This is a genomic window from Falsiroseomonas sp. HC035 (assembly GCF_050563525.1).
GTDB lineage: Bacteria > Pseudomonadota > Alphaproteobacteria > Acetobacterales > Acetobacteraceae > Falsiroseomonas.
In genome coordinates this window covers 193,599-218,173 of record NZ_JBNXUN010000009.1, presented here as the reverse complement: position 1 = coordinate 218,173, position 24,575 = coordinate 193,599, and the positions used below count along the sequence as shown (strand labels likewise).

Here is a 24,575-nt window from a genome sequence, read left to right as displayed (position 1 = left end):
GGAACATGTTTCTTCGATCCTCAGACCGGTAGCGTCTGGGGGCGGCGGCGGCGGTACCAGGTCGCCACCATCAACCGCACCACCACCGTCGCGGTCCACATCTGCACCACGGTTCCGACGGCGACAGTGACGGCGAAGCCCTTGATGGGCCCGCTGCCGAATCCATACAGGCAGGCCATGGCGATCAGGTTGGTCAGGTTGCTGTCCATGATGGTGCCGGAGGCCTTGGTGAAGCCGAGCTCCAGCGCCGAGATCGGCGTGCGCCCGTTGCGCACTTCCTCCCGTATTCGTTCGTTGATCAGGATGTTGGCGTCTAGCGCCGTGCCGAGCGTCAGCACGATGCCTGCGATGCCGGGCAGTGTCAGCGTCGCGCCCATCACCGACAGGATGCCGATCATGATCACCAGGTTGGCCAGCAGCGCGATGTTCGCCAGCCAGCCGAAGAAGCCGTAGGCAAGACCCATGTAGAGGAAGACGAAGCTAGCACCGACCGCGAGGGAGATGATGCCGGCGCGGATCGCGTCCGCGCCGAGCTCCGGTCCGACGGTTCGTTCCTCCACCACCGTCAGCGGTGCGGGCAGGGCGCCGGCGCGCAGCAGCACGGCCAGGTCGTTGGCGCCCTGCACGGTGAAGCTGCCGGAGATCTGGCCGCGGCCGCCGGTGATCGGCTCGCGGATGTTCGGCGCCGTGATGACGCGTTCATCCAGCACGATGGCGAAGGGGCGGCCGACATTCTGGCGGGTGACATCGGCGAAGCGGCGGGTGCCGATGCTGTCGAAGGTGAAGTTCACCACCCATTGCCCGGTGCTGTCCTGGCCGGCGCGGGCGTCGGTCAGGTTGGCGCCATCGACCTCCACCCGCCGACGCACCGCGTAGCGGTCCTGGAAGCGGTCGCCCGGCAGGAACATGGTACCCGGCGGCGGCGTCGGGGCTTGGAGGTTCGCCGATTCGTCCAGCAGATGAAACGTCATCCGGGCGGTCTGGCCGAGCAGGTCCTTGATGCGGGCCGGGTCTTCGACGCCGGGAAGCTGGACCAGGATGCGGTTGGACCCCTGGCGGGCGATGAGTGCCTCCGCCACGCCGGTTTCGTCGACGCGGCGGCGGACGATCTCCAGCGACTGCTCCACCGCGTTACCCGCCTTGGCGCGCAGCGCGACCTCCGTCAGCGTGGCGGAGACGACGCCATCGGGGGAGGTGGTGACCTCGATATCCGGCTGCTGCGCGCCGGCGCCGGCGGGGACCACGATGGCGGCCTCGCGCAGGATGCGGGCCAGGTCCTCGGCGCGGGCGGGGTCGGAGACGCGGACGGAGACGCGACGCTCCGCCGGGTTGGCGTTCAGGCCGGTGTAGAGGATGCGCGGGGTGGCAGCGGCGGCGCCGCGGCGGGTGGTATCGACCAGCGCTTCCAGGCGTTCGCGGACCATGGCGGAGGTATCGACCTCGAGCAGCAGGTAGCTGCCGCCGCGCAGATCGAGGCCGAGGCTGATCTGGCGCGCCCAGTCCGGCAGCGCGCTGCGCGGGAAGAAGTTCGGAAGGGATACCAGGATGCCGAGGAGGCAGACGCCGATGATGGCGAGCACCTTCCAGCGAGCGAAGTACATCATGGACGCGGACCGGCCCCGAAAGTGATGGGAATCGTGATGGTGCGGCCGCCGGAACCCATCCGGGTGCGGCGCCGCCTGGCCGGAAGATGCGGCGCGGCCCCCCCTGATGCAAGCCCGCGCGAGGCGGCGTATCAATCAGCGGCTTGTGGAAAGGGTTTTGCGCGATGGAATTGCGGGTGGCGGTGCTCGGCGCGGGGCATTTCGGGCGATTCCACGCGCTGAAGGCAGCCCGCGGCGGCGGCCGGCTGCGCTTGGTGGCGCTGCACGATGCCGATCCGGCGCGGGCCGAAGTCGTCGCGGCGGAGTGCGGGGTGCCGGCGCTCGGCGCGATCGAGGCGATCGAGGCGGCGGAGGCCGTGATCGTCGCCGCGCCGACGCGCTTCCACGCGGCGCTCGGCCGGCAGGTGCTGCGCGCCGGGCGGCACTTGTTCATGGAAAAGCCGATCGCGGCGACGCTGGCGGAGGCCGATGAACTGGCCCGGCTGGGCGCGGAGCGGGGGCTGGTCTTGCAGGTCGGGCATATCGAGCGGTTCTCGGCCGCGTTTCGCGCGGTGGTGGCGGCACAGGAAGGCGCTCGGGCCACGCATTGGGAGGCGCTGCGAGTGGCACCCTTCCGGCCGCGCTCGCTGGATGTGTCGGTGGTGCTGGACCTGATGATCCATGACATCGACCTGGTGCTGAAACTGGCCGGCGACGTGCCGGAGACGATCCAGGCCGTGGGCGGGCGCGTTGCCTCGGAACATGCGGATTTCGCGGTGGCGCGGCTGGGATTTTCGGGCGGGCGGGCGGCGACGATCACCGCATCACGCGTGTCCCTGGCGATGGAGCGGCGGTTGCGGGTGCTGGGCAGCGAGGGGGAGATGAACGTTGACTTCCTCGGTCGCAGCCTCGCGGTGCTGCGGCGCGGCGGGGCGGAGGCGGTGGCGACGATGCCGGGCTACGGCATCGAGCGCGCCGGCTGGACCGACCATGACAGCCTGGAGGCGGAACAGGCCGGCTTCGCGGCCGCGTGCCTGGATGGCATGGCGCCGGAAGTGGGCGGTACGGAGGGACGGGCGGCGCTGTCGGTGGCGCTGGCGGTGGAGGCGGCGATCGGCTGAGGCAGGCGCAAGGAACGTCGATCAGCGGCGCGAAGCGCCGAGCAGCCGGATGGCCGCCGCAGCTTATGCCGCGAAGCCGTGGGACGCGGATGCGGCCCGCCCGGCGTTCGGCGGGCACAAAAGTGCAATCCTCGTGCCTTGGAAAGGGTCAGCGCGCCGGGCGCAGCCGCCGCCAAGCGGGGATCAGCGCCTTCTCCACCACCGGTACCAGCGCCGCGCCCAGGATCAGGCCGAGGATGCCGGAGCCGAGTGCGGTGACGAACCAGCCGGCGAGTCCGCCGATGGTGGGCATGGCGGCGGCGGCGGCGTCGCTTGCGACATGCAGCGCGTGCGCCGGGCCGGTGATGCCGTATTCCTCCAGCCCGTGCAGGATGATGCCGCCGCCGACCCAGACCATGGCGGCGGTGCCGATAACGGCCAGCCCCTTCAGCAGGTAGGGCATGCCGAGCACGATGCCGCGGCCTAGCGCGCGCACCGGGGGGCTGCTGGTCTGCGCCAGGGCAATGCCGGCGTCATCCGCCTTCACGATCAGCGCGACCGCGCCATAGACCACAATGGTGATGCCGATGCCGACCACGGCGAGCACCGCGGCCTGTCCGAAGAACGTCGCCTCCGGCACCGTCGCCAGGGTGATGGCCATGATTTCGGCGGAGAGGATGAAATCCGTCTGGATGGCGCTCGCGACCTTCTGGTCCTCCAGCGTCCGGTCACCTTCGGCGAGGCCAGGGGATTGTGAGATTGTCAGGGCGTGGTGCGGGAAGATCGCCTCGATGACCTTCTCGGCGCCTTCGAAGCACAGATAGGCGCCGCCCAGCATCAACAGCGGCGTGATGGCCCATGGGGCAAACAGGCTCAGCGCCAGCGCCGCGGGCAGCAGGAAAAGCAGCTTGTTCTTCAGCGAGCCGATGGCGATGCGCTTGACGATGGGCAACTCGCGCGCCGCGGCGAAGCCGACGACGTAGCGCGGTGTGACGGCGGCATCGTCGATGACCACGCCGGCCGCCTTGGCGCCGGCCTTCATCGCCTGCGCGCCGATATCATCCAGCGAGGCGGCGGCGACCTTGGCCAGGGCGGCGATGTCGTCCAGCAGGGCAATCAGGCCGACGCTCATGGATGATCCTCGATGGCTTGCAGGATGATGGTGGCGGCGGCGGCGCTGGGCAGGCCCTCGGGGGGGCGCAGCCGGGCCAGGACCTCCTGGAACGCCGCGCGCTGGGTTGCGGTGGCGTCGGCGTTGGTCAAAAGCGTCGCGAGCGCCGCGGCCAGCGCCTCCGGCGTCGCATCCTGTTGCAGGTACTCGGGAACGACGGCGCGCTCCGCCAGGAGGTTCACCAGGCTGGCAAACGGCACGCGGACCAGGCGGCGGACGATGGCGGCGGTGATGGGGTTGACCTTGTAGGCGACCAGGTGCGGGACACCGGCCGTCGCCATCTCCAGGCTCGAGGTGCCGGACTTGATCAGGCCGGCTTCCGCCGCCGCGAAGGCATCGTGCTTCCCGGCATTGTCGGTGATCAGGATGGGGCGCACCGGCCAATCCGCCGTGCCGGCCCGCACCGCCTCCGCCACCACCGGCGAGACCGGCAGGGCGGCGACCAGGTTGGGAACGCGCTGCGCCAGCAGGCGAAGGGTCGCGCCGAACACCGGCAGCAGGCGGCGCACCTCCATGCGGCGGCTGCCGGGCATGACGACCAGGATGCGGGATGCGGACGGCAGGTCGTGGGCGGCGCGGAAGCGGGCAGCGTCGCCGGCATCGACGCCGGATTCCAGCACCGGGTGGCCAACGAAGCTGGCGGGGATGCCGGCGGCCTCGAAGATCACAGGCTCGAACGGCAGCAGGCACAGGATGCGGTCGACCCGCGCGCGGATCTTCGCGACGCGGCCCGGGCGCCAGGCCCAGATCTGTGGGGCGACGTAGTGGATCAGTGGAATGCCGAGCGGCTTCGTGCGCTCCGCCAGGCGCAGCGTGAATCCGGGGCTGTCGATGGTGATGATGACGGCGGGGCGCCGGGTGGTGATCTCGGCTTCCGTCTCGCGCAGCCGGCGGGCGAGGCGGGTGATGTTGGGCAGCACCTCGATCAGGCCCATCAGGGCGAGTTCACGCATTGGGAACAGGGAAGTGAAGCCCTGCTCGGCCATGCGATCCCCGCCGATCCCGGCGAAGGTGAGGGATGGGTCGCGGGCGCGCAGCGCGGCGATCAGGCGGCCGCCGAGCACGTCGCCGGAGGCCTCGCCGGCCACGATGTAGATCAGTGTCATGCGAAGCGTGCCGGCTGCGGCGGCGGCACCGGGCGGCGCGGCCAGTCGCGGTGGTTGCGGACGGCGCCATGGTCCCGGACACGGGTAATCAGCGCCGGGTCCAGCGTGTGGAACAGCCAGCCGGGTGCGTCCATCTCGCCGGCGGCCACCACGCCTGATGAGGGGAAGCCGCGGTCGGGCGGGGCGAAGATGGCAGCGTGGCCATGATTCTCATCAAGCGCCACGGACCAGGGCGCGAGGCCCACCGTCGGCGTGATGGCGACGAAGCACTGGTTCTCCAGCGCCCGCGCCGCGGCGCCGATGCGCACCCGGGCGAAGCCGTGCAGGCTGTCGGTGCAGGACGGCGCGAGGATCAGCCAGGCGCCGGCCTCGACCTGGGCGCGGACGTGCTTCGGGAATTCCACGTCGTAGCAGATCGAGATGCCGATGCGGCCCCAGGGGGTGTCGAACACGGCGGGCGGGGCGCCGGATGAGACCCCCCAGCGCTCCGCCTCGAAGCGGGTCATCGCCTGCTTGTCCTGGAAGGCAAGGCGGCCTTCCGGGTCGATCAGCGGCGCGCGGTTGATGACGCGGCCGTCCGATGCGCGCATGGGCAGGCTGCCGGGCAGCAGCCAGACCCCGGCGCGGCGGGCGGCGGCGCGCATCTCGGCCAGGATCTCGTCGGCATGGGCGACCATGGCGGCGAGTTCGGTCGCCTCCTCCGGTGCCCCGCCGGCGAGGGCAGCGCCGAGTTCGACGCAGGCGTATTCGGGCAGCACGCAGAGATCGGCCTGCCCACGCGCCTGGGAAAGCCAATGGTCCAGCTTGGCTCCGAAGGCGGCGACGGAGGCTGGGCGCTCGATCGGCCAGGCGAGCAGGCCGAGGCGGAGCGGGCTCAAAGCGTCTTGGTCCAGAACGCCAGTTCATGGGCGATTTCAGCGGCCTCGCCGGGTTCCTTCCAGGCAAAGCTCACGGTCAGGTCGGGGTCGGGCGCGTAGCCGCGCTTCCGCCAGAAGGCGTCGAGAGGGGTGTAGCCGGGTGGGCGGCGCGGGTCGGCGGGGTCACGGATCACGGCGCAGAACGCGGCCTCGGGCAGGCCGAGCGAACGCGCATGCGCCTCGCGGTCTGCAAAGAAGCGCACGCCGGCGCCGCGGCCGCGATACTCCGGCAGCAGGACGGACTCGCCGAAATAGCAGAAGCGGGCCGGTTCCAGGCCGGCGGCGCGGAAGGTGGCGGGAACTGGGGGGTGGCTTTGCGGCATCGGCTGGCAGGTCGCGGCGCCCACCACCCTATCGCCATCCCGGCACACCACGATGGCGGCACCGGGGCTTTCGGCGTAGGCGCGAAGGTAGCCCTGCTCGTAGTCCGCGTCGCCTTCGTACAGATAGGGCCACTCGCGGAAAACGGCGATGCGCAGGCCGGCAAGCGCGGGCAGCAGCGGGTGCAGCGCGGGGCCGGACAGGGTTTCGAAGCTCAGGTGGATTTCCGCCATGCCGCGATGCATAGGGGGCTGGATGCTGGCGGGAAAGAGCCGAGTCGTGGACGTCGAGGCGATGGGGCTGCTGGCTGGGGCGATGACGACGGCAGCCTTCGTGCCGCAGGCGTGGAAGACCTGGCGGACGCGGTCCGCGCGGGATTTCAGCCTGGCGCTGCTGGTGCTGCTGGTCGTCGGCAATTCGCTGTGGCTGGCCTATGGCGCCCTGGTGGGGTCCGCGGGCCTGGTCGCGGCGAATCTGGTGACGGTGCCGCTGACGGCCTCCATCCTGTGGGTGAAGCTGGTCCGCGGTTAGCGCCGGGCCAGCACCGCATCGATGAAGACCTGGGTGGCGCCGAGGTAGCCGGCGGGGTCTGTCAGTTTCGCAAGGCCGGCGGGATCCAGATGCGCGGTGACGCCGGGGTCGCGGGCCAGCGCCTCGGCGAGCGGGATGCGCTCGGCCATCGCTACGTCGCAGGCATGGTGCACGGCGTCATGCGCCCGGTTGCGGCCGAGCAGCGGGGCGAGGCCCATCATCACCGCCTCCGCCATCATCAGCCCGCCCGATTCCTCCAGGTTGCGGCGCATGCGGGCGACGTCGACGGTGACGCCCTCCGCCAGGAACACCGCCTGGGACAGGGCGCCGTGCGCGTAGAGGAAGATCTGCGGCAGGGCGAGTTGTTCGACCTGCTGGCCGCCGGCTCCGCGTTCATGCTCATGGGCCATGGCGCCGAGCACCTGGGGCAGCAGGGTCTGCGCGGCGCGGGCCTGGGCGATGACGTATTCGCAGGCGATCGGGTTGCGCTTCTGCGGCATGGTGGAACTGCCGCCGCGGCCGGGTGCGCTCGGTTCGGCGGCTTCCGCGACCTCGGATTGCATCAGCAGAAGGATGTCGGTGGCGGGTTTGGCAAGTGTGCCGCACAGCATCGCGAGCCAGCAGGCCGCTTCCGCCATGCCGTCGCGGGCGACGTGCCAGGGGATGGCGGGCAGGGCCAGATCGAGTTCGCGCGCAAACTCGCGCTGCACGGCGGGGCCGTGCTCGCCGAGGGAGGCCAGCGTGCCGACCGCGCCACCGAATTGCAGCCGCAGGATTCGCGGCAGCGCCTGCGCCAGGCGGTCCCGCATGGTGATCAGGGGGTCGAGCCAGGTGGCGGCCTTGTGGCCGAAGGTGATAGGCAGCGCCTGCTGCGCATGGGTGCGCCCCGGCATCACGGTGTGGCGGTGGGTGTGGGCGAGGCGGGCGAGGGCCTCGATCAGCCGGTCGAGGTCGGCGGCGATCAGGGTGAAGGCCTGGCGCATCTGCAGGACGAAGGCGCTGTCCGTGACGTCCTGGGTGGTGGTGCCCCAATGGGTCCAGCGGCCGGCCTCGGCGCCGGCGGCGGCGGACAATTGCTTGACCAGGCCGACCACCGGAAAGCCGGTGTTGCGGGTGGCGAGGGCGAGGGCCGGGATGTCCAGGATTTCGTACCGCGCGGCGGCGGTGATGGCGGCGGCGGCCTCGGCGGGGATCAGTCCGAGGCGGGATTGGGCGCGGGCGAGGGCGGCCTCCACGTCGAGCATGGATTGGAGGAAGGCGCGTTCGCCGATGATGGCGCGCATGGCATCGGTGCCGAAGACGGCGCCGAAGACGGGGCCGTCGGCCGGGGAGACGGTCATCGCGGGAGCCTCGGAGGTTGGGAAGGCTGGGTGGAGCACCTTCACCACGACGGCGCACTGCGCCGGCGCTCTCCCCCAAGGGGGAGAGGTTTGAAGGGAAGTCAGATGTCGAGGAAGACGGTCTCGTCCGCGCCTTGCAGGCGGATGTCGAGGCGCCAGGTGCCGGGGGCTTCGGGGCGGGCGAGCAGGGTGCCGCGTCGCGGGGCGGGAACCAGGGCCAGGATCGGGTCCTCGGCGTTGCGGGGCTCATCGGCGAAGTACACGCGCGTGGTGACGTGCTTCATCAGGCCGCGGGCGAAGATGGTCAGGGCGATGTGCGGCGCCTGGGTGGCGTTGCCGGGGCCGGGGACGGGGCCGGGCTTCAGGGTGGTGAAGCGGAACTGCCCGTCCGCGTCGCTGGCGCAGCGGCCGAAGCCGTGGAAGCCGGGGCTGTAGCGCCCATCCGGCCCGGCCTGCCAGATTTCCACCAGCGCATCGGCGCAGGCGGCGCCGTCGCCATCGGTGATGCGGCCGGTGAGGGTGATCCGCTCGCCCTGCACGCCGGCATTTGGACCGTCCGGGCGCAGCAGGTCCGCCCATTCGGGAAAGTCAATCATGTGCCAGTAGGGGCCGGCGGTCTGGCTGGCGGTGGCGGCGGTCATCTCAGGCGTTCTCGAAGGGAGTGGCGGCCTGGCCGCGGAGGGTGATGTCGAAGCGGTAGCCCAGCGCCCATTCGGGCTTCGTCACATCAAGGTCGAAGACGGAAACCAGCCGGTGGCGGGCTGCCTCGTCCGCCGTGCTGTTGAACACCGGGTCGAGCGGCAGCAGCGGGTCGCCGGGGAAGTACATCTGGGTGATCATGCGCTGGGCGAAGCCGGCCCCGTGCAGGCCGAAATGGATGTGGATCGGGCGCCAGGCATTGGCGTGGTTGCGCCAGGGATAAGCGCCGGGCTTGATGCTGACGAAGCTGTAGTTGCCGTTTTCGTCCGTGAAGATCCGGGCGCGACCTTCGAAGTTGGGGTCGAGCGGCGCATCGTGCTGGTCGCGGGCGTGGTGGTAGCGGCCGCTGGAATTGGCCTGCCAGACCTCCACCATCGCGCCGCGCAGTGGGCGGCCATTCTCGTCCATGACGCGGCCGGCGACGATGATGCGTTCCCCCATCGCGCTGCGACCGCCGACCTGGGACATGTCGGCCTGCGGCGTGAAGACCGCCGGGTCGAAATGCGGGGCGCTCGCTTCCGTCAGCGTGGTCGGGATGTGCACCAGGGGCTGCTTCGGGTGGCGCTTGTGGGTGCTGCCATAGGCCGGCGCGTCGTAGGGCGGCTGCGTGCCGGGGATGGGGTGGCGGTAGGGTGCCGGGTCGCTCATGGCGTTTCCTTCAACACGGCCTTGGCAATCTTCAGCGCGGCATTCGCGGTGGGCACGCCGGCATAGGCGCCGACCTGGAGCAATACCTCGCCAATCTGCTCCGGCGTCACGCCGGTGTTGCGGGTCGCGCGGATGTGCAGTTCCAACTCCTCGTGCCGCGCCAGCGCCGCCATCATTGCGATGGTCAGCAGGCTGCGGGTGTGGCGCGTCAGGCCTGGCCGGGTCCAGATGCCGCCCCAGACATTGGCGGTGATCCAGTCCTGGAAGGGCGCATCCAGCGGCGTGACGTTGCCGGAGGCGCGGGCGACATGCGCCTCCCCCAGAACGGCCTTGCGGACCGCCAGGCCGGCCTCGCGGCCCGCCGGTGGCGCCAGGGCGGCGAAGTGGGCCAGGATGGCGGCGGTGCTGGCCTCGGGGAATTCCAGGGTGGGCAGGTGCCCGGCGCCCTCGATCTCCGCGTAGCGGCTGCCGGGAATGGCCGCCTGGACATCGCGGGCGACCTCCGGCGGCGTCGCGATGTCGACGGTGCCGACGAGGACGGTGGTGGGGCAGGTGATATGTCCGGCGACCTGCGCCGCACGGGCGTCACGCAGCGCGGCGGCGGAGCCGGCATAGCCGCGGCGATCCGTGCGCAGCAGCATCTGGCGCAGGCCCTCGGAGGAAGGCAGGGCCGGGTCCACCACCCAGCGCGGCATCACCACCTCCACCAGCGCCTGGGTGCCGATCTCCAGCACCGCCTCGATGCGGTCCTGCCAGGCCTTGGGCGGCAGGAACTCCAGCGCCGTATCCATCAGGATCAGCGACAGCACGCGGTCCGGTGCCTGGGCGGCGATCTGCATGGCGATGCGGCCACCGATCGACATGCCGAGGACATGGGCCTTGCGGATGCCGAGCGCGTCGAGCAGCGCGAGAGCATCCGCCGCGTGCAATTCCATCGAATAGTCGCCATCGGTCACGCCCGACAGTCCGTGGCCGCGCATGTCCATGCGAATGACGCGATGGGTGCGGCACAGGGTTTCGACCTGCGGCTCAAACACATGCATCGAGGTGCCGATGGAGTGCAGCATCAGCAGGGCAGGCGCCTCCTCCGGCCCCTCCACGGTGGCGTGCACGACGATGTCACCCAGCTTCAGAAACATCCCGGCTCCCCACGCGGCTCTGTCGTTTCTACCACCCGCAAATCCGAGGCGGGAAGGAGGTCGCCTGGTCAGGCGCGTTCGAGAACCATCGCGATGCCCTGGCCGACGCCGATGCACATGGTGACCAGGGCGTAGCGCGCCTTTCGGTTGTGCAATTCCTGCACCGCGGTCTGCACCAGCCGGGCGCCGGACATGCCGAGCGGATGGCCGAGGGCGATGGCGCCGCCGTTGGGGTTCACATGCTCCGCATCGTCCGGCAGCCCGAGGTCGCGCGTAACGGCGAGCGCCTGCGCGGCGAAGGCCTCGTTCAACTCGATGACGTCGATGTCGGCGAGGGTAAGGCCCGCCTTGGCGAGCACACGCTTCACGGCCGGGGCCGGGCCGAAGCCCATGATGCGCGGCGCGACGCCGGCGGTGGCGACGGAAACGACGCGGGCGCGCGGCGTCAGCCCGTGCCGGCCGGCGGCGGATTCACTGGCGACCAGGATGGCGCAGGCGCCGTCGTTGACGCCGGATGCGTTGCCGGCGGTGACGCTTCCGCCTTCCTTGCGGAACGGCGTGCCGAGCTTGGCCAACGCCTCCATCGTCGTATCGGGACGCGGATGCTCGTCGGTGTCCACCACGATCGGATCGCCCTTGCGGCGGGCGATGGAGACAGGGACGATCTCCTGCGCGAAGCGGCCGGAGGCGATCGCCTTGCCGGCGCGCTGCTGCGAGCGGTAGGCGAAGGCGTCCTGATCCGAGCGGGACACCTGGAAATCCTGCGCGACGTTCTCGGCGGTCTCGGGCATCGAATCGATGCCGTGGGCGGACTTCATCTTCGGGTTGACGAAACGCCAGCCGATGGTGGTGTCGTAGATTTCGGCGCTGCGGCCGAAGGCCTCGGCGGACTTGCCCATGACGAAGGGCGCGCGGGTCATGCTTTCCACGCCGCCGGCCAGCATGAATTCGGCATCGCCCGCCTTGATGGCGCGGGCGGCGATGCCGACGGCGTCCATGCCGGAACCACACAGGCGATTGACGGTGCTGCCGGGGATCGATTCGGGCAGGCCGGCAAGCAGGGCCGACATGCGGGCGACGTTGCGGTTGTCTTCCCCGGCCTGGTTGGCGCAGCCGAATATCACGTCCTCCACCGCAGACCAGTCGAGGTCGGGGTGGCGGGCCATCAGCGCCTTGATGGGCACGGCGCCGAGGTCGTCCGGGCGGACATCCTTCAGGGCGCCGGCGTAGCGGCCGATGGGGGTGCGGGCAGCGTCGCAGATGAAGGCGTCGGCCATGATCCAGGTTTCCCTCAAGCTTTGCCGCGTGTCGTGCCGCCCCTGGCCCTCGGCGTCAACTCAGCAGGTTCACCAGCCAGAGGCTCAGCACCGGGAAGGCGACCAGCAGGCCCAGGCGCAGGACATCCATCGCGAGGAAGGGCATCACGCCGCGGTAGATGCGCGTCATCGGTACGTCGCGCGCCAGGCCGGAGACGACGAAGACGTTGAGGCCGATGGGCGGCGCCGTTAGCCCGATGCCGACGACAACCAGCACCAGGATGCCGAACCAGATGGCCGTCTCCTCCGTCGTCAGGCCGAAATCCAGTGCGGTGACGACGGGGAAGAACACCGGCAGGGTCAGCAGCATCATCGCCAACTCGTCCATGACGGCGCCGAGGATGATGTAGGTCAGCAACAGGATGCCGAGGACGACATAGGGGGGATAATTCTGCTCCGAGATCCAGAGGCCGAGCAGGTCCGGCGCCTGCGACAGCGCCAGGAAGGCGTTGAAGATCTCGGCGCCGAGCAGGATCGCGAAAATCATCGCCGTGGTCTCGGCCGTGGCGAAAAGGCTTTCGCGGATCTGGCGCGGGCCGAGGGTGCGGCGCAGCAGGCCGGTCCCGAGGGTCGCGATGCAGCCGATGGCGGCTGATTCGGTCGGCGTGAAGACGCCGCCATAGATGCCGCCGACGACGATGACGGCGATGGACAGCACCGGGATGACGTTGAGGAAGGCGCGCCGGCGCTCCTCCGGGCTCGGCGCGTCGGCCGGCGGGCCGAGCATCGGGTTCAGCTTCACCATGATCATGATGGCGATGATGTACAGCGTCATCGCGATCAGCCCCGGGATCAGCGCCGCCATGAACAGCTTGGCGATGTTCTGTTCCGTGCTGATCGCATAGATCACCAGGATGACGCTGGGCGGGATCAGGATGCCGAGCGTGCCGCCGACGGCGATGGTGCCGGTGGAAAAGCCCGGGTCGTAGCCGAAGCGCCGCAATTCCGGCAGGGCTGCGCGGGCGAAGGTGGCGGTGGTGGCGACGGAACTGCCGCAGACCGCGCCGAAGCAGGCGCAGGCGCCGATGACGCCCATCGCCAGGCCACCCGGCTTGCGGCCGATCAGTGCATTCGCCGCCGCGAACAAATCCCGCGCCAGCCCGCCACGTTCCGCCAGCGCGCCCATCAGGATGAACAGCGGGATGACGGACAGCGTGTAGTTCGCGAACAGGTGGTAGGGCGTCGTCTTCATGTAGTTGCCGAGCGCCGCCCAATCCAGGATGTGGACGTAGCCGCCGACACCCACCAGCAGCATCGCGAGGCCGACCGGGGCGCGCAGCGCGATGAGGGCCAGCAGCGCGGCGAAGCCGGTCAGCGCGAGTGCGAATTCCGGTGCCATCAGGCGCGGCCGCCCGACGCTCGCCCGGAGACCAAACGCCAGGACCACAGCAACGCGACAAGGCCGGTGACCGTGAAGGCGAAGGCGCCGATGGCGACGGCCCACCAATAGGGCAGGGCAAGCAGGCCGATGGTGCGCATGCCGTTGCGCAGGGTCTCGATGGCGCCGAGGCTCATGCGTTCCGCCAGGAACAGGGTGACGGCGGCCCAGACCAGCATCCAGAAGCCGTCGATGCGCGACGTCACCGAAGCGGGCAGCCAGCCGGTGAAACTGTCCACCAGGATGTTGGCGCGCATCAGCGTGCCATAGGCCAGGAAGCCGAAGACGGCGACGCCGGCGGCGATGGAGACCATCTCGAAGTCGCCGCGGATCGGCTGGCTGGTGAAGAAGCGCAGCACCACGCTGATGCTGGTGATGCTGGCGGCCGTCAGCAGCGCGAGGCCGCCGAGGAAGGCGAGGGCGCGGGCGGCGAAGGGGATGGGGCCGCCGGGGGGCGCTTCGTCATTGGACATGGGCCGGCGGTCCTGGGTGGGGGAGGGGCTGCCGGGATAGGTGGGGTTTGCGCGGCCCCCCTCACCCAACCCTCTCCCCCGAATAGGGGGAGAGGGCTTTCGGTCAGGCGGCGTGCTTGGCGATCAGGCGGCGGGCGTCGGCGAGCAGGGCGGCGCCGTCGAAGCCGCGTTCGCGGGAGGCGGCGACCCAGCTGTCGATCACCGGCTTCGTCGCCTCGACCCAGCGCTGCTTCTCCTCGGAGGAAAGCTGTACGATGGTGTTCTGGCGGCGGCGCTCGACCATGGCGCGCACGACGGGGCCCTGTTCGTCCCAGGGCTTGGCGGCCATCTCCGCGGCGACCATGCCGGAATTGGCGTCGAGCACCGTGCGCAGATCGGCCGGCATCGCCTCGTACTTCGCCTTGTTCATCGCCAGCACGAAGGTGGCCGAATAGAAGGTGGGGTTGCCGAGGATCTCGGTGTGGTTCGTCACCAGTTCCTGCAGCCGGATGGACGGCACGACCTCCCACGGCACCACGGCGCCGTCGATGACGCGCTGCGACAGCGCTTCCGGCACCTGCGGGATCGGCAGGCCGATGGGGGCGGCGCCGAGTGCGCGCAATGCCTCCCCGGCTTGGCGGGTCGGGAAGCGCAGCTTCAGGCCGCGCATGTCCTCCAACTTCGTGACCGGGCGGTTGGCGTGGATGACGCCGCCATCATGCGCCCAGGCGACGATGGTGTGGACGTCGCTGAATTCCTGGCGGAGGTGGCTTTCGAAGAATTCCCAGCAAGCCTTGGCGTTCGGCGCGGCCTGGGGATGCGCGATGAAGGGCAGTTCGAACACCTCGATGCGCGGGAAGCGGCCGGGGGTGTTGCCGGGCAGGGTCCAGACGATGTCCACCACGCCATCGCGCGCCTGATCGAACAGCTGCGGCGGGGCGCCGCCAAGCTGCATCGAGGGGAAGATCTGAATGCGCAGGCGGTTGTTGGACTCGGCCGCGACCTTCTGCGCCCAGGGCATCAGGAAGTGGCGGTGGACGTTGGCGACCGGCGGCAGGAAGTGGTGCAGGCGGAGCGTCAGTTCCTGCGCGCTGGCGCTGCGGATCAAGGCCGGTGCTACGAGCAGGCCGGCGCCGAGCCGGGCCAGATGCCGGCGTTGGATGGTCATGGTATCAGCCCCCCGTTTGGTCCGCGCCCTGGTCGCGGCAAATTGTTATGTGCCAGAAGGATGCCCTGCACGGGCGGCTCAGGCAAGGCGCAGCGTGGCGGCCTTGGCGGCGACGGCGGCGGCGCTGTCGCCCGGCCGGTAGATGGCGCTGCCGATGCCGAAGCCGGCGGCGCCGGCGGCGCGCCAGGCTGGGATGTTGCCGGCATCGATGCCGCCGACGGGCAGGATGCGGGTGCCGGGAGGCAGCACAGCGAGCATCGCCTTCAGCATGGCGGGCGAGCCTGCCTCCGCCGGAAACAGCTTCAGGCCATCGGCGCCGGCCTTCAGCAGGGCAAAAGCCTCGCCCGGGGTGAAGAAGCCGGGGATGGCGATCATGCCCTCGGCTTTTGCAGCGCGGACCACGGCTGGGTCGGCGTGCGGCGTCACCACCAGCCGGCCGCCGACGGCGGCGATGCGGGCGCAATCGGCGGGGTCGGTCACGGTGCCGGCGCCGACCAGCGCGTCCTCGCCGAAGCGTGTCGCCAGCAGGCGGATGCTCTCCAGCGGGTTAGGTGAGTTCAGCGGCACCTCCAGCACGGTGATGCCGGCGGCGACCAGGGCCTCGCCCACCCCAATGGCTTCCTCCGGCTTCAACCCGCGCAGGATTGCGACCAGCGGGCAGGCGGCGAGCCAGTCCTTCAGACCCATCCAAGGCTCCTGCCGATATGGGTGAGGCCGGCCGCGACCAGGTCCGGGTCGTGCCGCGTCACCGTGATGCCGTTCCGGGTCAGCGCGGCCTCGTACAGATCCGAAAGGTGCGCGGCGCCAGCGAGGTGGACCGCCGCGACGCCATCTGCCGCGGCGGCGATCTCATGGCCAATCAGCAGGCCGGAGAGGAAGCTGCGGGTCTCTGCCGCCGCCAACCGGTCCATCAGGTGCAGGGTGCGGGCGCCGAACAGATGATGCAGCAGGCCGCCCGGTTGGCGCGCGCGGTCGACGCCACGGGCAAAGGCCGCTGGCTGGTCCGGGCCGTCCTCGCTGGTGCGGGCCAGGATGGTGTGCTGCGACAGAGCGGCGAAGGTCTCGCCGGTCATGTGGGTGGTGAAGCCGGTGACGCGGCCCGCTTCCAGCCGCGCCCATTTGCTGTGGGTGCCGGGCAGGCACGCGAGGCCGGACCCGACGGTATCCGCCAGGGCGACCAGCTTGGTCTCCTCGCCGCGCATCACGTCGGGGATGCCGGCGGAATCCTCTGTCGTCAGGCCAGGTATCAGGCGGATGTCGGCGCCTTCGAAGGGCACGGCGATGGTGGCTGCGGCGATTTCCGCCGGGCCGGCGGGGCAGCGGAGGTAGGGCGCCTCCACCCAGCCCTGACGGCTACCGACCATACCGCAGAGCAGGATCCTGGTTTCGCCCGCATCGAGCCAGGGGCCGATGGCGTCGCGCAGCGCGGCGGGGAAACCGCCCTGGGGAACTGTCAGGATGCCCGCGGGGCGGTCGATCCGCTCGAGCGTGCCGATGCGATAGGCGCGCAGGCTCGTGGTGCCCCAGTCGACTCCGATCATTGCTGGTCCCGTTTCCGTCCCGCCTTGGGATGCGCCGGGCCGCGCGGCGGCGCAAGGGCCGGTCGGATGACGGAGCTGCAACCTATGCGGGCTTGAAGCAGGTTTCACCGCGGGCGGATGCTGCCGGCGCCGGAGCGATAATCCGGATGGAGGACATGGCGATGAAGCGGATGCTCAGGGCAGGTGCGGCGGTAGTGCTGCTGGCCGGGGGAACGGCACGGGCCGAACTGGCGGCTTCGGCCAATGACAACAAGGCGACGCTGGTGAACGGCGCGACGGTGATCGCGCAAAATCCGGCACCGGACAGCGTGACCGTGCTCGACCTCTCGGTGTCCCCGCCAAGGCGGGTGGCGGAGGTGCCGGCACCGGCCTCGGTGGTGGGGCCGCCCTTCTCGGTGGCGCTGACGCCGGATGAAAGGCTGGTCCTGGTCACGGCGAACCAACGGATCGACCCGTCCGATCCGACGAAAAGCATTCCCGACAACAAGCTTTCCGTCATCGACCTGCGGGCGAGCCCGCCGGCGGTGGTGCAGACACTGGAAACCGGGCGCGGGCCGGCCGGGCTCTCGGTGAACCGCGCCGGGACGCTGGCGCTGGTGGCGAACCGCGAGGAAGGGACCGTCAGCGTGTTCCGCATCCGCGACGGGCGGCTGGAAGCGGTGGGCAAGGTGGAAGTCGCGGCCGCCGCCTCCGGCGTCTCCCACGCCGCCTTCACGCCGGATGGGCGGCACGCGCTGGTGACGCGCGACGGCGACTTCTTCATCCATGTCCTGGCGGTGGAGGGGGACACGGTGACGCGGACGGCGCGGACGATCTCCGCCGGGTTGCGGCCCTATGGGCTCGGCATCGCGCGGGATGGCAGCTTTGCGGCGGTGGCGAATATCGGGCGTGGCGGCGGGGACGAGGACACCGTCTCGCTGATCAGCCTCACCGGCCCGCCGGCTACCTGGCGCACGGTGCATACCGTTTCGGTGGGGCAGACGCCGGAGGGCATCCAGGTCAGCCCGGATGGGCGGCTGGTGGCGGTGACGGTGATGAATGGGTCGAACAAGCCGGAAGGCTCTCCCTTCCGCGGGCCCGGCCTGGTGCGGACCTACCGCGTTGAGGAGATGCGGCTGGTGCCGGCCGGGGAGGCGCGCATCGGCACCTGGGCGCAGGGCGTGGTGTTCAGCGCGGATGGGCGGACGCTGCTGGCTCAGAACATGGTCGAGCGGAACATCCAGATGTTCAGCGTCGCCGCCGATGGAGCCCTGAGCGAAAGCGGCCCCGCCGTTGCGTTGCCCGGTGGCGGCGCGGCGCTGCGGACGGCGGACCGGTAGTGCGGCGCGTGCCGGGGGGTCAGACCCCCGGCACGGTGATCTGCTGATCGTTCTGGCCGCGCATGGCCCAGCCCGTCGTGCGGTTCTCGATCGCCACCGCGGCGACGTACATGGCGACACCCATCACCGCCGTGACGATCAGCCCGGCGAAGACCAGCGGCACGTCGAAGCGCGACGACGCCAGGATCATCAGATGGCCGATGCCTTTGTTGGCGGCCACCGTCTCCGCGATGATGGAGCCGACAAAGGCGACCGTGATGGCGATCTTCAGCGAGGCGAAGAAATACGGCATCGCGCGCGGCAGACCGACCTTGCGGATGATGTCGGAGGGCTTGGCGCCGAGCGCGCGCAGCACGTCGCGCAGTTCCGGCTCCACCGTCGCGATGCCGGTGGCGACGTTCACCACGATCGGGAAGAAGCTGATCATGAAGGCGGTGATCACGGCGGGCACGGTGCCGATGCCGAACCAGATCACCAGGATCGGCACCACGGCGACCTTGGGGACGGAGTTGAAGCCGATCAGCAGCGGGTAGAGGCCATGGTAGAGCAGCGACGAACTACCTATGGCGACGCCGAGCAGCAGGCCGAACACCACCGCCAGCCCGAAGCCGATCAGCGTCGTCATCAGCGTCTGCCAGGAATTGTCCAGCAGCGGCACCCACCACTTCACCATGCTGGCGGCGATATCGGTCGGCGCTGGCAGAACAAACTGCTGCACGTTGAACGCCTTCACCCCGGCCTCCCAGATGACGAACATGCCGATGATGACAAGCCAGGGCAGCCAGGCCTGAAGCCGGCGGCGCCGTCGTTGCGCCAGTGCCATGGCCTGAAGCCGACGCATCGCCTCCGGAGACATGGTGGCATCGGCACGCGCCGGGGCGGGTTTTGCCGTGGCGGGCGCCGGGATCGCGACGTCACTGGCCATGGACAACCTCCTCGCCCTTACGGGCGGCGCTGATGTGTTCCCGCAGATCATGCACCAGGCCGACGAAATCCGGCGTGTAGGTGGTCTCCAGCGTGCGCGGCCGCGGCAGGTCTACCACGCGCTCCGCGATGATGCGGCCGGGGCGAGAGGACATGACCAGCACGCGGTCGGCCAGGTAGGCAGCCTCCCGCAAATCGTGCGTCACCAGGATCACGGTGGGCTTCCGCGCCATCCAGACGCCCTGCAGCACCGCCCAGAGATCCTCGCGGGTGAAGATGTCGAGCGCGGCGAAGGGCTCGTCCAGCATCAGCAGGGCGGGCTCGTGGATCAGCGCGCGGCACAGGCTGGCGCGCTGCTGCATGCCGCCGGACAGTTCATATGGGAACTTCTTGTCGAACCCGCCGAGGCCGACGAGCTTCAGCAGGTCCTGCGCCTTCTGCTCGTACATGCTGCGTTGGCCGCGCAGCAGGCGGCGATGCGGCTCCACCACCTCAAGCGGCAGCATGACGTTGTCGATGATGTTGCGCCACGGCAGCAGGGTGGGGTTCTGGAAGGCCATGCCGGCAATGGACAGCGGCCCATCCACTTCCTGCCCCGCCACCAGCAACGTGCCCGCGCTTGCGGGCCACAGGCCGGTGACCAACCGCATCAGGGTGGACTTGCCGCAGCCGGAGGGGCCGACCACGGCGATGAACTCGCCCTTGCCCACAGAAAGCGTGGCCCCCTGCAGTGCGAGCGTACCCTCCATGCCGCCATAGCGCATGGCGACGCCGCTGATTTCGACGAAAGGTCGTTCCATTCGGGTTCCCCGGCCCCGCCACCGGCGGGCCTGTTGCGCACGGTCCTGTGTGCGACAGAGCAAGGCTTCGGCGCAAGCAGCGAGGCGGGGTGGCTGCTGGATTGGAGGCGGAGCCACGGCAAAAGCTGGCGCTGAAACGGGCAACCTGCCGGACTTCTGCTCAGGGCGCAGCCAGCACCGCGGCGCAGGCCAATGGCAGGCGGGGCGGTGGGGCCGGGCGCGTGGACGGGCGGCGCGGCGGGTTGCGGGCTTCCTCCGTGAACCACCAGTCCAGCGATGCATCGCAGCCATCGCCGGGGGGTGCCGGCGCGATGTCCCGGCACTCCTGCCCGTGGGCGGCGTGTCCGGCGGGGCACCGCAGGCGCAGATGCATATGGCTGTCATGGCCGCGCCAGGGGCGCACCTGGCGTAGCCAGGCCGCGCCGCGATGGTCGGCGCAGAGTCGGCGCTTGATGGCAGGGTTCACCAGCAGCCGGTCAAGGCCCGGCGCCTCCGCCGCAATCCGGATGAGGGTCGCGTGGCGCGGGGTCCAGCGGGCCGGGTCCACGTCCAGCCCATCGGCTCGCACCAGAGACGGGATGGTAAGCTCCTCCCGCTGCGCCGCCGGCACGCGCGCCTTCGGCCGCAGGTCGAGCCAGATATCGGCATCAAGGCCCGACTGATGGCTCGAATGGCCCCAGGGCATCGGCCCGCCACGGGGCTGCGACAGGTCGCCGATCCACAAATCGGGCAGTCCGGCGGCGCGAGCACGGCCGGCGATGCCGGCGACCAGGGCGATGGTCTCCGGGTGACCCCAGTGGCGGTTGCGCGAGGTCCGGATCGCCTGCCAGCCGGGTCCCTCGGGCGGCAGGGTGACGGCACCGGCGAGGCAGCCGAGATTGGTTGTGCCGATGCTGCGTGCCGGGCCTGGGGCAGGGCGCGGCGGTGCGGCCCAGTCCGCGGCCCGGGCCAGCGGGGCCTCCAGCGCGAAGGCAGACAGCGGCGCGACAAGGAGGGCAAGCAGCGACCCCAGGACAAGCCGCCGCATGCCGTCAGCCGTTGAAGCGGAAGGCGCCGGCGACCTGATCGGGTTGGCTGGGCTGCTCCGCCGGGGCGGCCGCAGCCGCGGCATCCTTGGCACGCGCCTCGAGCTGGCGCGTCACCTCGACCAGCACGCGGGCCAGGTTCGGCAGTTGCAAGACCGGCACCACGACCAGCGCGGAGGGGTCCGGCTTGCCTTCCTTCGTGGCGCCGGTCTGTGCGCCGAGGGTGATGCGGGCGACGCCGCTGGCGACATGGACGTCGATGATGCCGTCGCCGAAGACGGTGGGAATGCCGGTCATGGTTCTCTCCTGGATAGTCTCGGCGTCAGTCTAACGGGCGCGCAACGACTGCACTACTGCTCCCGGAACGCCCTGTGGAAGCTGTCGATCAACGGTTGCAGCATGTAGCGGGCGAAGGTGCGCTCGCCGGTCTGGATCTGCGCCTCCACCGCCATGCCGGCGCGCAGGGTGATGCCCTCGACCGCGCGGATCTGGTCCTCGTCGAGCTGGATCTGCACGCGGTAGAAGCTGGTCCCGCGGCGTTCATCCTCCGTGACGTCGGAGGCGACGTAGGTGACGTGGCCGTGCAGGAAGGGGACCAGCCTCTGCTTGAAGGCAGGCAGGCGCACCTCCGCCTGCAGGCCGGTGTGGACGACGTCGATGTCGTTCGGCTGGACATGCACCTCCGCGATGATGCGGTCGCGCGTCGGCACCAGGTCCAGCACCGGGTCACCGGGGCGCAGCACGGCGCCGACGGTGAAGACGCGCAGGTTCAGCACCGTGCCGGCCTCGGGGGCTGTGATCTCGAGGCGGGTGGAGACATCCTGCGCGGCGCGCAGCCGCTCGTCGGTCTCGGAGAGGCGGACCCGGACCTCACGCAGTTCGGTGGAGGCTTCCTGGGTGCGCTGGGTGGTAATGCGTTCCATCTCGCGCTCCGATTCCTCGATCTGGGCGCGGGAGCGGACCATCTGGTTGGTGATGTCCGCGATGTTGCCGTCCACCGAGGCGACCTGGCGTTGCAGCGCCAGCAACTGCGGCAGGCGCGCGAGGCCCTGGCGCAGCAGTTGCGCGGTGTTGGTCTCCTCCGCCCGCAGCAGCACCAGCATGCGGCGCTGGGCGTCCATCTGGCCCTCGGCGGAGGCGATGGTGGCGCGGTGCTGGTCGATGCGGGAATGCAGCACCTGCATCTGGCTTTCCAGCGCCTGCTTGCGCGCCTGGAACAGCGCCCGCTGGCCGGTGACGACCTCCTCCGCCCTCGGATCGCGGGAAGCGAGAAGGTCCGCGGGAAAGGCGATCTCGCGCGCATCGTCGAGTTCGGCGGCGAGGCGCGCATCCTGCGCCAGCAGCGCCCAGCGCTGGCTGCGCAGGGTCTCGGTGGTCTGCGCCGCCTGCGGCTGGTCGAGGCGCATCAGCACCTGCCCGGCTGTGACGATGTCGCCGTCGCGGACCAGGATGTCGCGCACGATGCCGCCCTCGAAATGCTGCACGGTGCGGCGGGTGCCCTCGACCTTGAGCAGGCCGGGGGCGATGGAGGCCTCGGCGAGCGGCAGCAGGCTGGCCCACAGGCCGAGACCGATGACGAAGACGAAGGTGATGAGGTAGCCGAGCGTCATCGGCACGCCGGTGCGCGGGCGCGGCGCGTCCAGGATCAACGCATCCTCGGGTGGCTGCCACAGGGCGGGCGGGCCGCCGGCCGGCCGCGGTGCGAGGGCCTGGCCCCTCGGCGCGGGCGTCGGTGCCGGAACCGGGGTGATCTGGCCGATCGGGATGCTGCTGCTCATGGCTCGCCTCCGGCGAAACTGGTCATCGCTCGCCTCCGGCCGTACGGGCTTGCTGGACGATTTCCTGGGGGCGGCTGCCCTGGGCCAGGCGCTTCAATACTTCGGCACGCGGGCCGAAGGCCTCCGCCGCGCCGTCGCGCAGCAGCAGCACCTTGTCGACACCCTGCACCAGGGTCGGGCGGTGCGAGACCAGGATCACGGTCGTCCCGTTTGCCTTCAGCGCCTCCAGCCCCCGGATCAAGGCCTGCTCGGCGTCGCCGTCCAGGTTGGAGTTAGGCTCGTCCAGCACCACGAAGCGCGGATTGCCGAACATGGCGCGCGCCAAGCCGATGAGCTGCCGCTGGCCGCCTGACAGGTGCTGGCCGCCATCGCCGATCTCGGTGTCGTAGCCCTGCGGCAGGCGCAGGATCATCTCGTGGCACCCGGCCAGCCGAGCGGCCTCGAACACCGTCTCCGGCGGTTCCTCCCGCATCCGGCTGATGTTCTTCATCACCGTGCCGTCGAACAGCTCCACATCCTGCGGCATGTAGCCTACGTAGCGGCCGAAATCCTCCCGCTGCCAGGTGAAGACGTCGGCGCCGTCGAGGCGGACGGTGCCGGCGGCGGGTGCCAGCGTGCCGATCAGCAGGCGGATCAGCGTGGTCTTGCCGGCGGCCGACGGTCCGATGATGGCCAGGCTCTCGCCGGCGGACAGGTTGAAGGTGACGCCCTTGATGATGGCGACCGCCTGTCCGGGGAAGCCGAAGGTCACGCGCTCGGCGGAGATCCGGCCTTCCGGCGCCGGCAGCGCCATGCCCGGCGGCCGGATCCGTGGCTGCGCCAGGAAGCCGAGCAGGCGGCGATAGGATTGGCGGGCCTGCACCAGCTGCTTCCAGCCGCCGATCATCTGTTCCACCGGCGCCAGGGCGCGGCCCATGATGATGGAGGCGGCGATGGAGGCACCGGCGGTCAGCTGCTGTTCCAGCACCAGGTAGGCGCCGACGCCGAGCACGCCGACCTGCACGACCAGGCGGGAGAAACGGGTGATGGACAGCAGGATGGCGGCGCGGTCCGCCGCGCGTTCCTGCGGCGGCATCGAGGAGGCGAGGCCTTCGCGCCAGCGCTGCAGCACGGCCGGCGCCATGCCCATGCTGTCGATCACCTCCGCATTGCGGACCATGCTCTCCGCGCGGCGCTGGCTGGTGATGGACGCGGTGCTGGCCTGCCGGACCAGCGAGCCCGTGGCCCATTCATTGGCCAGCGTCAGCAGGAACAGCATCGCCGCCCCGGCCAGCGCGATCCAGCCCAGCATCGGATGCAGGGCGAAGATGACGGCCAGGTAGATCGGCACCCAGGGCACGTCGAAGACGGTGAGCGAGGCGGGGGAGCCGAGCCAGGCGCGGCAGGCGCCGAGGTCGCGCAGCGCCTCCATCCGGTAGGGTCGGCCGCGAAGCTGGGATTCAATGGCGCGCAGGAAGGCCTCGGGCGCGACCTTGCCCTCGATCCAGGAGGCCAGGCGCTGCATCACCTGCCCGCGCAGGCCGTCCAGGATTGCCATGACCAGCAGCGCGAAGATCGCGATCAGCGTCAGGTAGTACAGCGTGTCGATGCTGCGGGAGCCGAGGACGCGGTCGAAGACCTGCATCATGTACAGCGAGACGGTGAGCTGCAGCAGGTTCACCACGCCGCTGAACAGCGCGACGCCGACGAGCTGCCGCCGGCTGGCCGAGATGGCGCGCGACAGTACGGTATCTGGCGCTCGTTCCTGCGCGCCGGGCAGCAGCGGCATGGGGCGGGACATGCTCACAGGATCCCCGCCGGCAGCAGCGGCATCAGGTTGGCGCGCTGCGACCACAGCACGAGGAGGATCGATGCACCGAACAGCAGGGCCAGCAGGCTTGCGGCAAAGCTGCCCGTGAAGCCGAGCGACCGGCCGCTGCGCGACAACTGCTCACGCGCCGCCTCCAGCCGGATGGTCTCGGCCTGGTTGTGCAGGGTGCGGAAGGCGTGCGCCTGGAGCTCGGCCTCCGCCTTGCCGCGCATAGCCTCGGGCTCCGTCGGGCGGCCAGCCTCGACCGCCATGGCGAAGGCGAGAAGATCGCGCAGGCGGTCATCCTCCCGGCCCGTCAGGAAATCCTCGAGGCAGGGTGCGGCGGGTGGCGGCAGGGACAGGCCAGGCACCACGGGCCGGATCTCGGCCGGGCGCGCCTCCGTGGGACGCGGATCGACCGCATGCGCCTCCACCGGCCGTGCCTCCGGCGCTTGCTGGAGCTGCCTCATCTCGGTTCCTGACATGGGATGGTCCGTGTGCCCTGCGCGAAACTGCAACGGGAAGTCACC

At 70.4% G+C, this 24,575-nt stretch carries 25 protein-coding genes; 3 read left to right on the top strand and 22 right to left on the bottom strand.

Annotated elements, in window-relative coordinates; genetic code table 11:
* Positions 1-20: 20 nt before the first annotated feature.
* Complete coding sequence (secD, locus tag ACLF3G_RS19480; protein WP_430671062.1) at positions 21-1,604, bottom strand: protein translocase subunit SecD; 1,584 nt, start codon at positions 1,602-1,604, stop codon at positions 21-23.
* 164 nt (positions 1,605-1,768) lie between these two features.
* Here secD and ACLF3G_RS19475 point away from each other — a divergent pair, with 164 nt between their 5' ends.
* Positions 1,769-2,704, top strand: coding sequence for a Gfo/Idh/MocA family protein (locus ACLF3G_RS19475; protein ID WP_430671061.1), 936 nt, complete (start codon positions 1,769-1,771; stop codon positions 2,702-2,704).
* A gap of 148 nt (positions 2,705-2,852) precedes the next feature.
* Here ACLF3G_RS19475 and ACLF3G_RS19470 read toward each other — a convergent pair whose 3' ends face one another.
* The 4 genes from ACLF3G_RS19470 to ACLF3G_RS19455 are packed head-to-tail and all read right to left on the bottom strand — an operon-like array spanning position 2,853 to position 6,431.
* Complete coding sequence (locus tag ACLF3G_RS19470) at positions 2,853-3,815, bottom strand: DUF808 domain-containing protein (protein WP_430671060.1); 963 nt, start codon at positions 3,813-3,815, stop codon at positions 2,853-2,855.
* Positions 3,812-4,960 carry a lipid-A-disaccharide synthase gene (gene lpxB, locus ACLF3G_RS19465; protein ID WP_430671059.1) on the bottom strand — a complete coding sequence of 383 codons (1,149 nt, stop codon included), beginning with the start codon at positions 4,958-4,960 and terminating at the stop codon, positions 3,812-3,814. The genes ACLF3G_RS19470 and lpxB overlap by 4 nt, the downstream gene beginning before the upstream one ends.
* Entirely contained in the window at positions 4,957-5,838 is an 882-nt protein-coding gene (locus ACLF3G_RS19460; protein WP_430671058.1) for a carbon-nitrogen hydrolase family protein, read from the bottom strand. Before ACLF3G_RS19460 ends, lpxB begins: the two co-directional genes overlap by 4 nt.
* Entirely contained in the window at positions 5,835-6,431 is a 597-nt protein-coding gene (locus ACLF3G_RS19455) for a GNAT family N-acetyltransferase (RefSeq protein ID WP_430671057.1), read from the bottom strand. Before ACLF3G_RS19455 ends, ACLF3G_RS19460 begins: the two co-directional genes overlap by 4 nt.
* Before the next feature lie 22 nt (positions 6,432-6,453).
* Here ACLF3G_RS19455 and ACLF3G_RS19450 point away from each other — a divergent pair, with 22 nt between their 5' ends.
* Positions 6,454-6,729 (top strand): SemiSWEET family sugar transporter, encoded by a 276-nt coding sequence (locus ACLF3G_RS19450; protein WP_430671056.1) that lies wholly within the window; start codon positions 6,454-6,456, stop codon positions 6,727-6,729.
* Here ACLF3G_RS19450 and pcaB read toward each other — a convergent pair.
* The 10 genes from pcaB to ACLF3G_RS19400 all read right to left on the bottom strand — a co-directional run bounded on the left by pcaB (position 6,726) and on the right by ACLF3G_RS19400 (position 16,410).
* Complete coding sequence (gene pcaB / locus ACLF3G_RS19445; protein ID WP_430671055.1) at positions 6,726-8,069, bottom strand: 3-carboxy-cis,cis-muconate cycloisomerase; 1,344 nt, start codon at positions 8,067-8,069, stop codon at positions 6,726-6,728. The two genes, ACLF3G_RS19450 and pcaB, sit on opposite strands and share 4 nt — an antisense overlap.
* A 101-nt stretch (positions 8,070-8,170) precedes the next feature.
* A complete protein-coding gene (pcaG, locus tag ACLF3G_RS19440) occupies positions 8,171-8,710 on the bottom strand; it encodes a protocatechuate 3,4-dioxygenase subunit alpha (RefSeq protein WP_430671054.1) in 540 nt (179 codons plus the stop codon).
* Position 8,711: 1 nt separating this feature from the next.
* The gene (pcaH, locus tag ACLF3G_RS19435; RefSeq protein ID WP_430671053.1) at positions 8,712-9,416 is read right to left on the bottom strand and encodes a protocatechuate 3,4-dioxygenase subunit beta; all 705 of its coding nucleotides are present in this window, start codon (positions 9,414-9,416) and stop codon (positions 8,712-8,714) included.
* The gene (locus ACLF3G_RS19430; protein ID WP_430671052.1) at positions 9,413-10,555 is read right to left on the bottom strand and encodes an alpha/beta fold hydrolase; all 1,143 of its coding nucleotides are present in this window, start codon (positions 10,553-10,555) and stop codon (positions 9,413-9,415) included. Before ACLF3G_RS19430 ends, pcaH begins: the two co-directional genes overlap by 4 nt.
* 68 nt (positions 10,556-10,623) lie before the next feature.
* Positions 10,624-11,832 carry a 3-oxoadipyl-CoA thiolase gene (pcaF, locus tag ACLF3G_RS19425; protein WP_430671051.1) on the bottom strand — a complete coding sequence of 403 codons (1,209 nt, stop codon included), beginning with the start codon at positions 11,830-11,832 and terminating at the stop codon, positions 10,624-10,626.
* Between the two features lie 55 nt (positions 11,833-11,887).
* Complete coding sequence (locus ACLF3G_RS19420; protein WP_430671050.1) at positions 11,888-13,210, bottom strand: TRAP transporter large permease; 1,323 nt, start codon at positions 13,208-13,210, stop codon at positions 11,888-11,890.
* On the bottom strand, positions 13,210-13,722 hold the full coding sequence (locus ACLF3G_RS19415) for a TRAP transporter small permease (protein ID WP_430671049.1): 513 nt from the start codon (positions 13,720-13,722) through the stop codon (positions 13,210-13,212). Before ACLF3G_RS19415 ends, ACLF3G_RS19420 begins: the two co-directional genes overlap by 1 nt.
* A gap of 103 nt (positions 13,723-13,825) precedes the next feature.
* A complete protein-coding gene (locus ACLF3G_RS19410) occupies positions 13,826-14,869 on the bottom strand; it encodes a TRAP transporter substrate-binding protein (RefSeq protein ID WP_430671048.1) in 1,044 nt (347 codons plus the stop codon).
* 78 nt (positions 14,870-14,947) lie between these two features.
* Entirely contained in the window at positions 14,948-15,556 is a 609-nt protein-coding gene (locus tag ACLF3G_RS19405) for a 2-dehydro-3-deoxy-6-phosphogalactonate aldolase (protein WP_430671047.1), read from the bottom strand.
* Positions 15,547-16,410 (bottom strand): 2-dehydro-3-deoxygalactonokinase, encoded by an 864-nt coding sequence (locus tag ACLF3G_RS19400; RefSeq protein WP_430671046.1) that lies wholly within the window; start codon positions 16,408-16,410, stop codon positions 15,547-15,549. The genes ACLF3G_RS19405 and ACLF3G_RS19400 overlap by 10 nt, the downstream gene beginning before the upstream one ends.
* 155 nt (positions 16,411-16,565) lie before the next feature.
* Here ACLF3G_RS19400 and ACLF3G_RS19395 point away from each other — a divergent pair, with 155 nt between their 5' ends.
* The gene (locus tag ACLF3G_RS19395) at positions 16,566-17,729 is read left to right on the top strand and encodes a lactonase family protein (RefSeq protein WP_430671045.1); all 1,164 of its coding nucleotides are present in this window, start codon (positions 16,566-16,568) and stop codon (positions 17,727-17,729) included.
* A gap of 19 nt (positions 17,730-17,748) precedes the next feature.
* On the opposite strand, the gene ACLF3G_RS19390 is transcribed toward ACLF3G_RS19395, so the two are convergent.
* The 7 genes from ACLF3G_RS19390 to ACLF3G_RS19360 form a co-directional block, all read right to left on the bottom strand.
* A complete protein-coding gene (locus ACLF3G_RS19390) occupies positions 17,749-18,654 on the bottom strand; it encodes an ABC transporter permease (protein WP_430671044.1) in 906 nt (301 codons plus the stop codon).
* Positions 18,644-19,453, bottom strand: coding sequence for an ABC transporter ATP-binding protein (locus tag ACLF3G_RS19385; RefSeq protein ID WP_430671043.1), 810 nt, complete (start codon positions 19,451-19,453; stop codon positions 18,644-18,646). The genes ACLF3G_RS19390 and ACLF3G_RS19385 overlap by 11 nt, the downstream gene beginning before the upstream one ends.
* Positions 19,454-19,613: 160 nt before the next feature.
* On the bottom strand, positions 19,614-20,480 hold the full coding sequence (gene mepA, locus ACLF3G_RS19380; RefSeq protein WP_430671042.1) for a penicillin-insensitive murein endopeptidase: 867 nt from the start codon (positions 20,478-20,480) through the stop codon (positions 19,614-19,616).
* A 4-nt stretch (positions 20,481-20,484) separates the two neighbouring features.
* Positions 20,485-20,775 (bottom strand): hypothetical protein, encoded by a 291-nt coding sequence (locus tag ACLF3G_RS19375; protein WP_430671041.1) that lies wholly within the window; start codon positions 20,773-20,775, stop codon positions 20,485-20,487.
* Positions 20,776-20,828: 53 nt separating this feature from the next.
* On the bottom strand, positions 20,829-22,256 hold the full coding sequence (locus ACLF3G_RS19370) for an HlyD family type I secretion periplasmic adaptor subunit (protein ID WP_430671040.1): 1,428 nt from the start codon (positions 22,254-22,256) through the stop codon (positions 20,829-20,831).
* Between the two features lie 22 nt (positions 22,257-22,278).
* Positions 22,279-24,036: a type I secretion system permease/ATPase gene (locus ACLF3G_RS19365; RefSeq protein WP_430671039.1), complete on the bottom strand. Its 1,758-nt coding sequence runs from the start codon at positions 24,034-24,036 to the stop codon at positions 22,279-22,281.
* A 2-nt stretch (positions 24,037-24,038) separates the two neighbouring features.
* Positions 24,039-24,515, bottom strand: coding sequence for a hypothetical protein (locus ACLF3G_RS19360; RefSeq protein WP_430671038.1), 477 nt, complete (start codon positions 24,513-24,515; stop codon positions 24,039-24,041).
* Between the last annotated feature and the right edge of the window lie 60 nt (positions 24,516-24,575).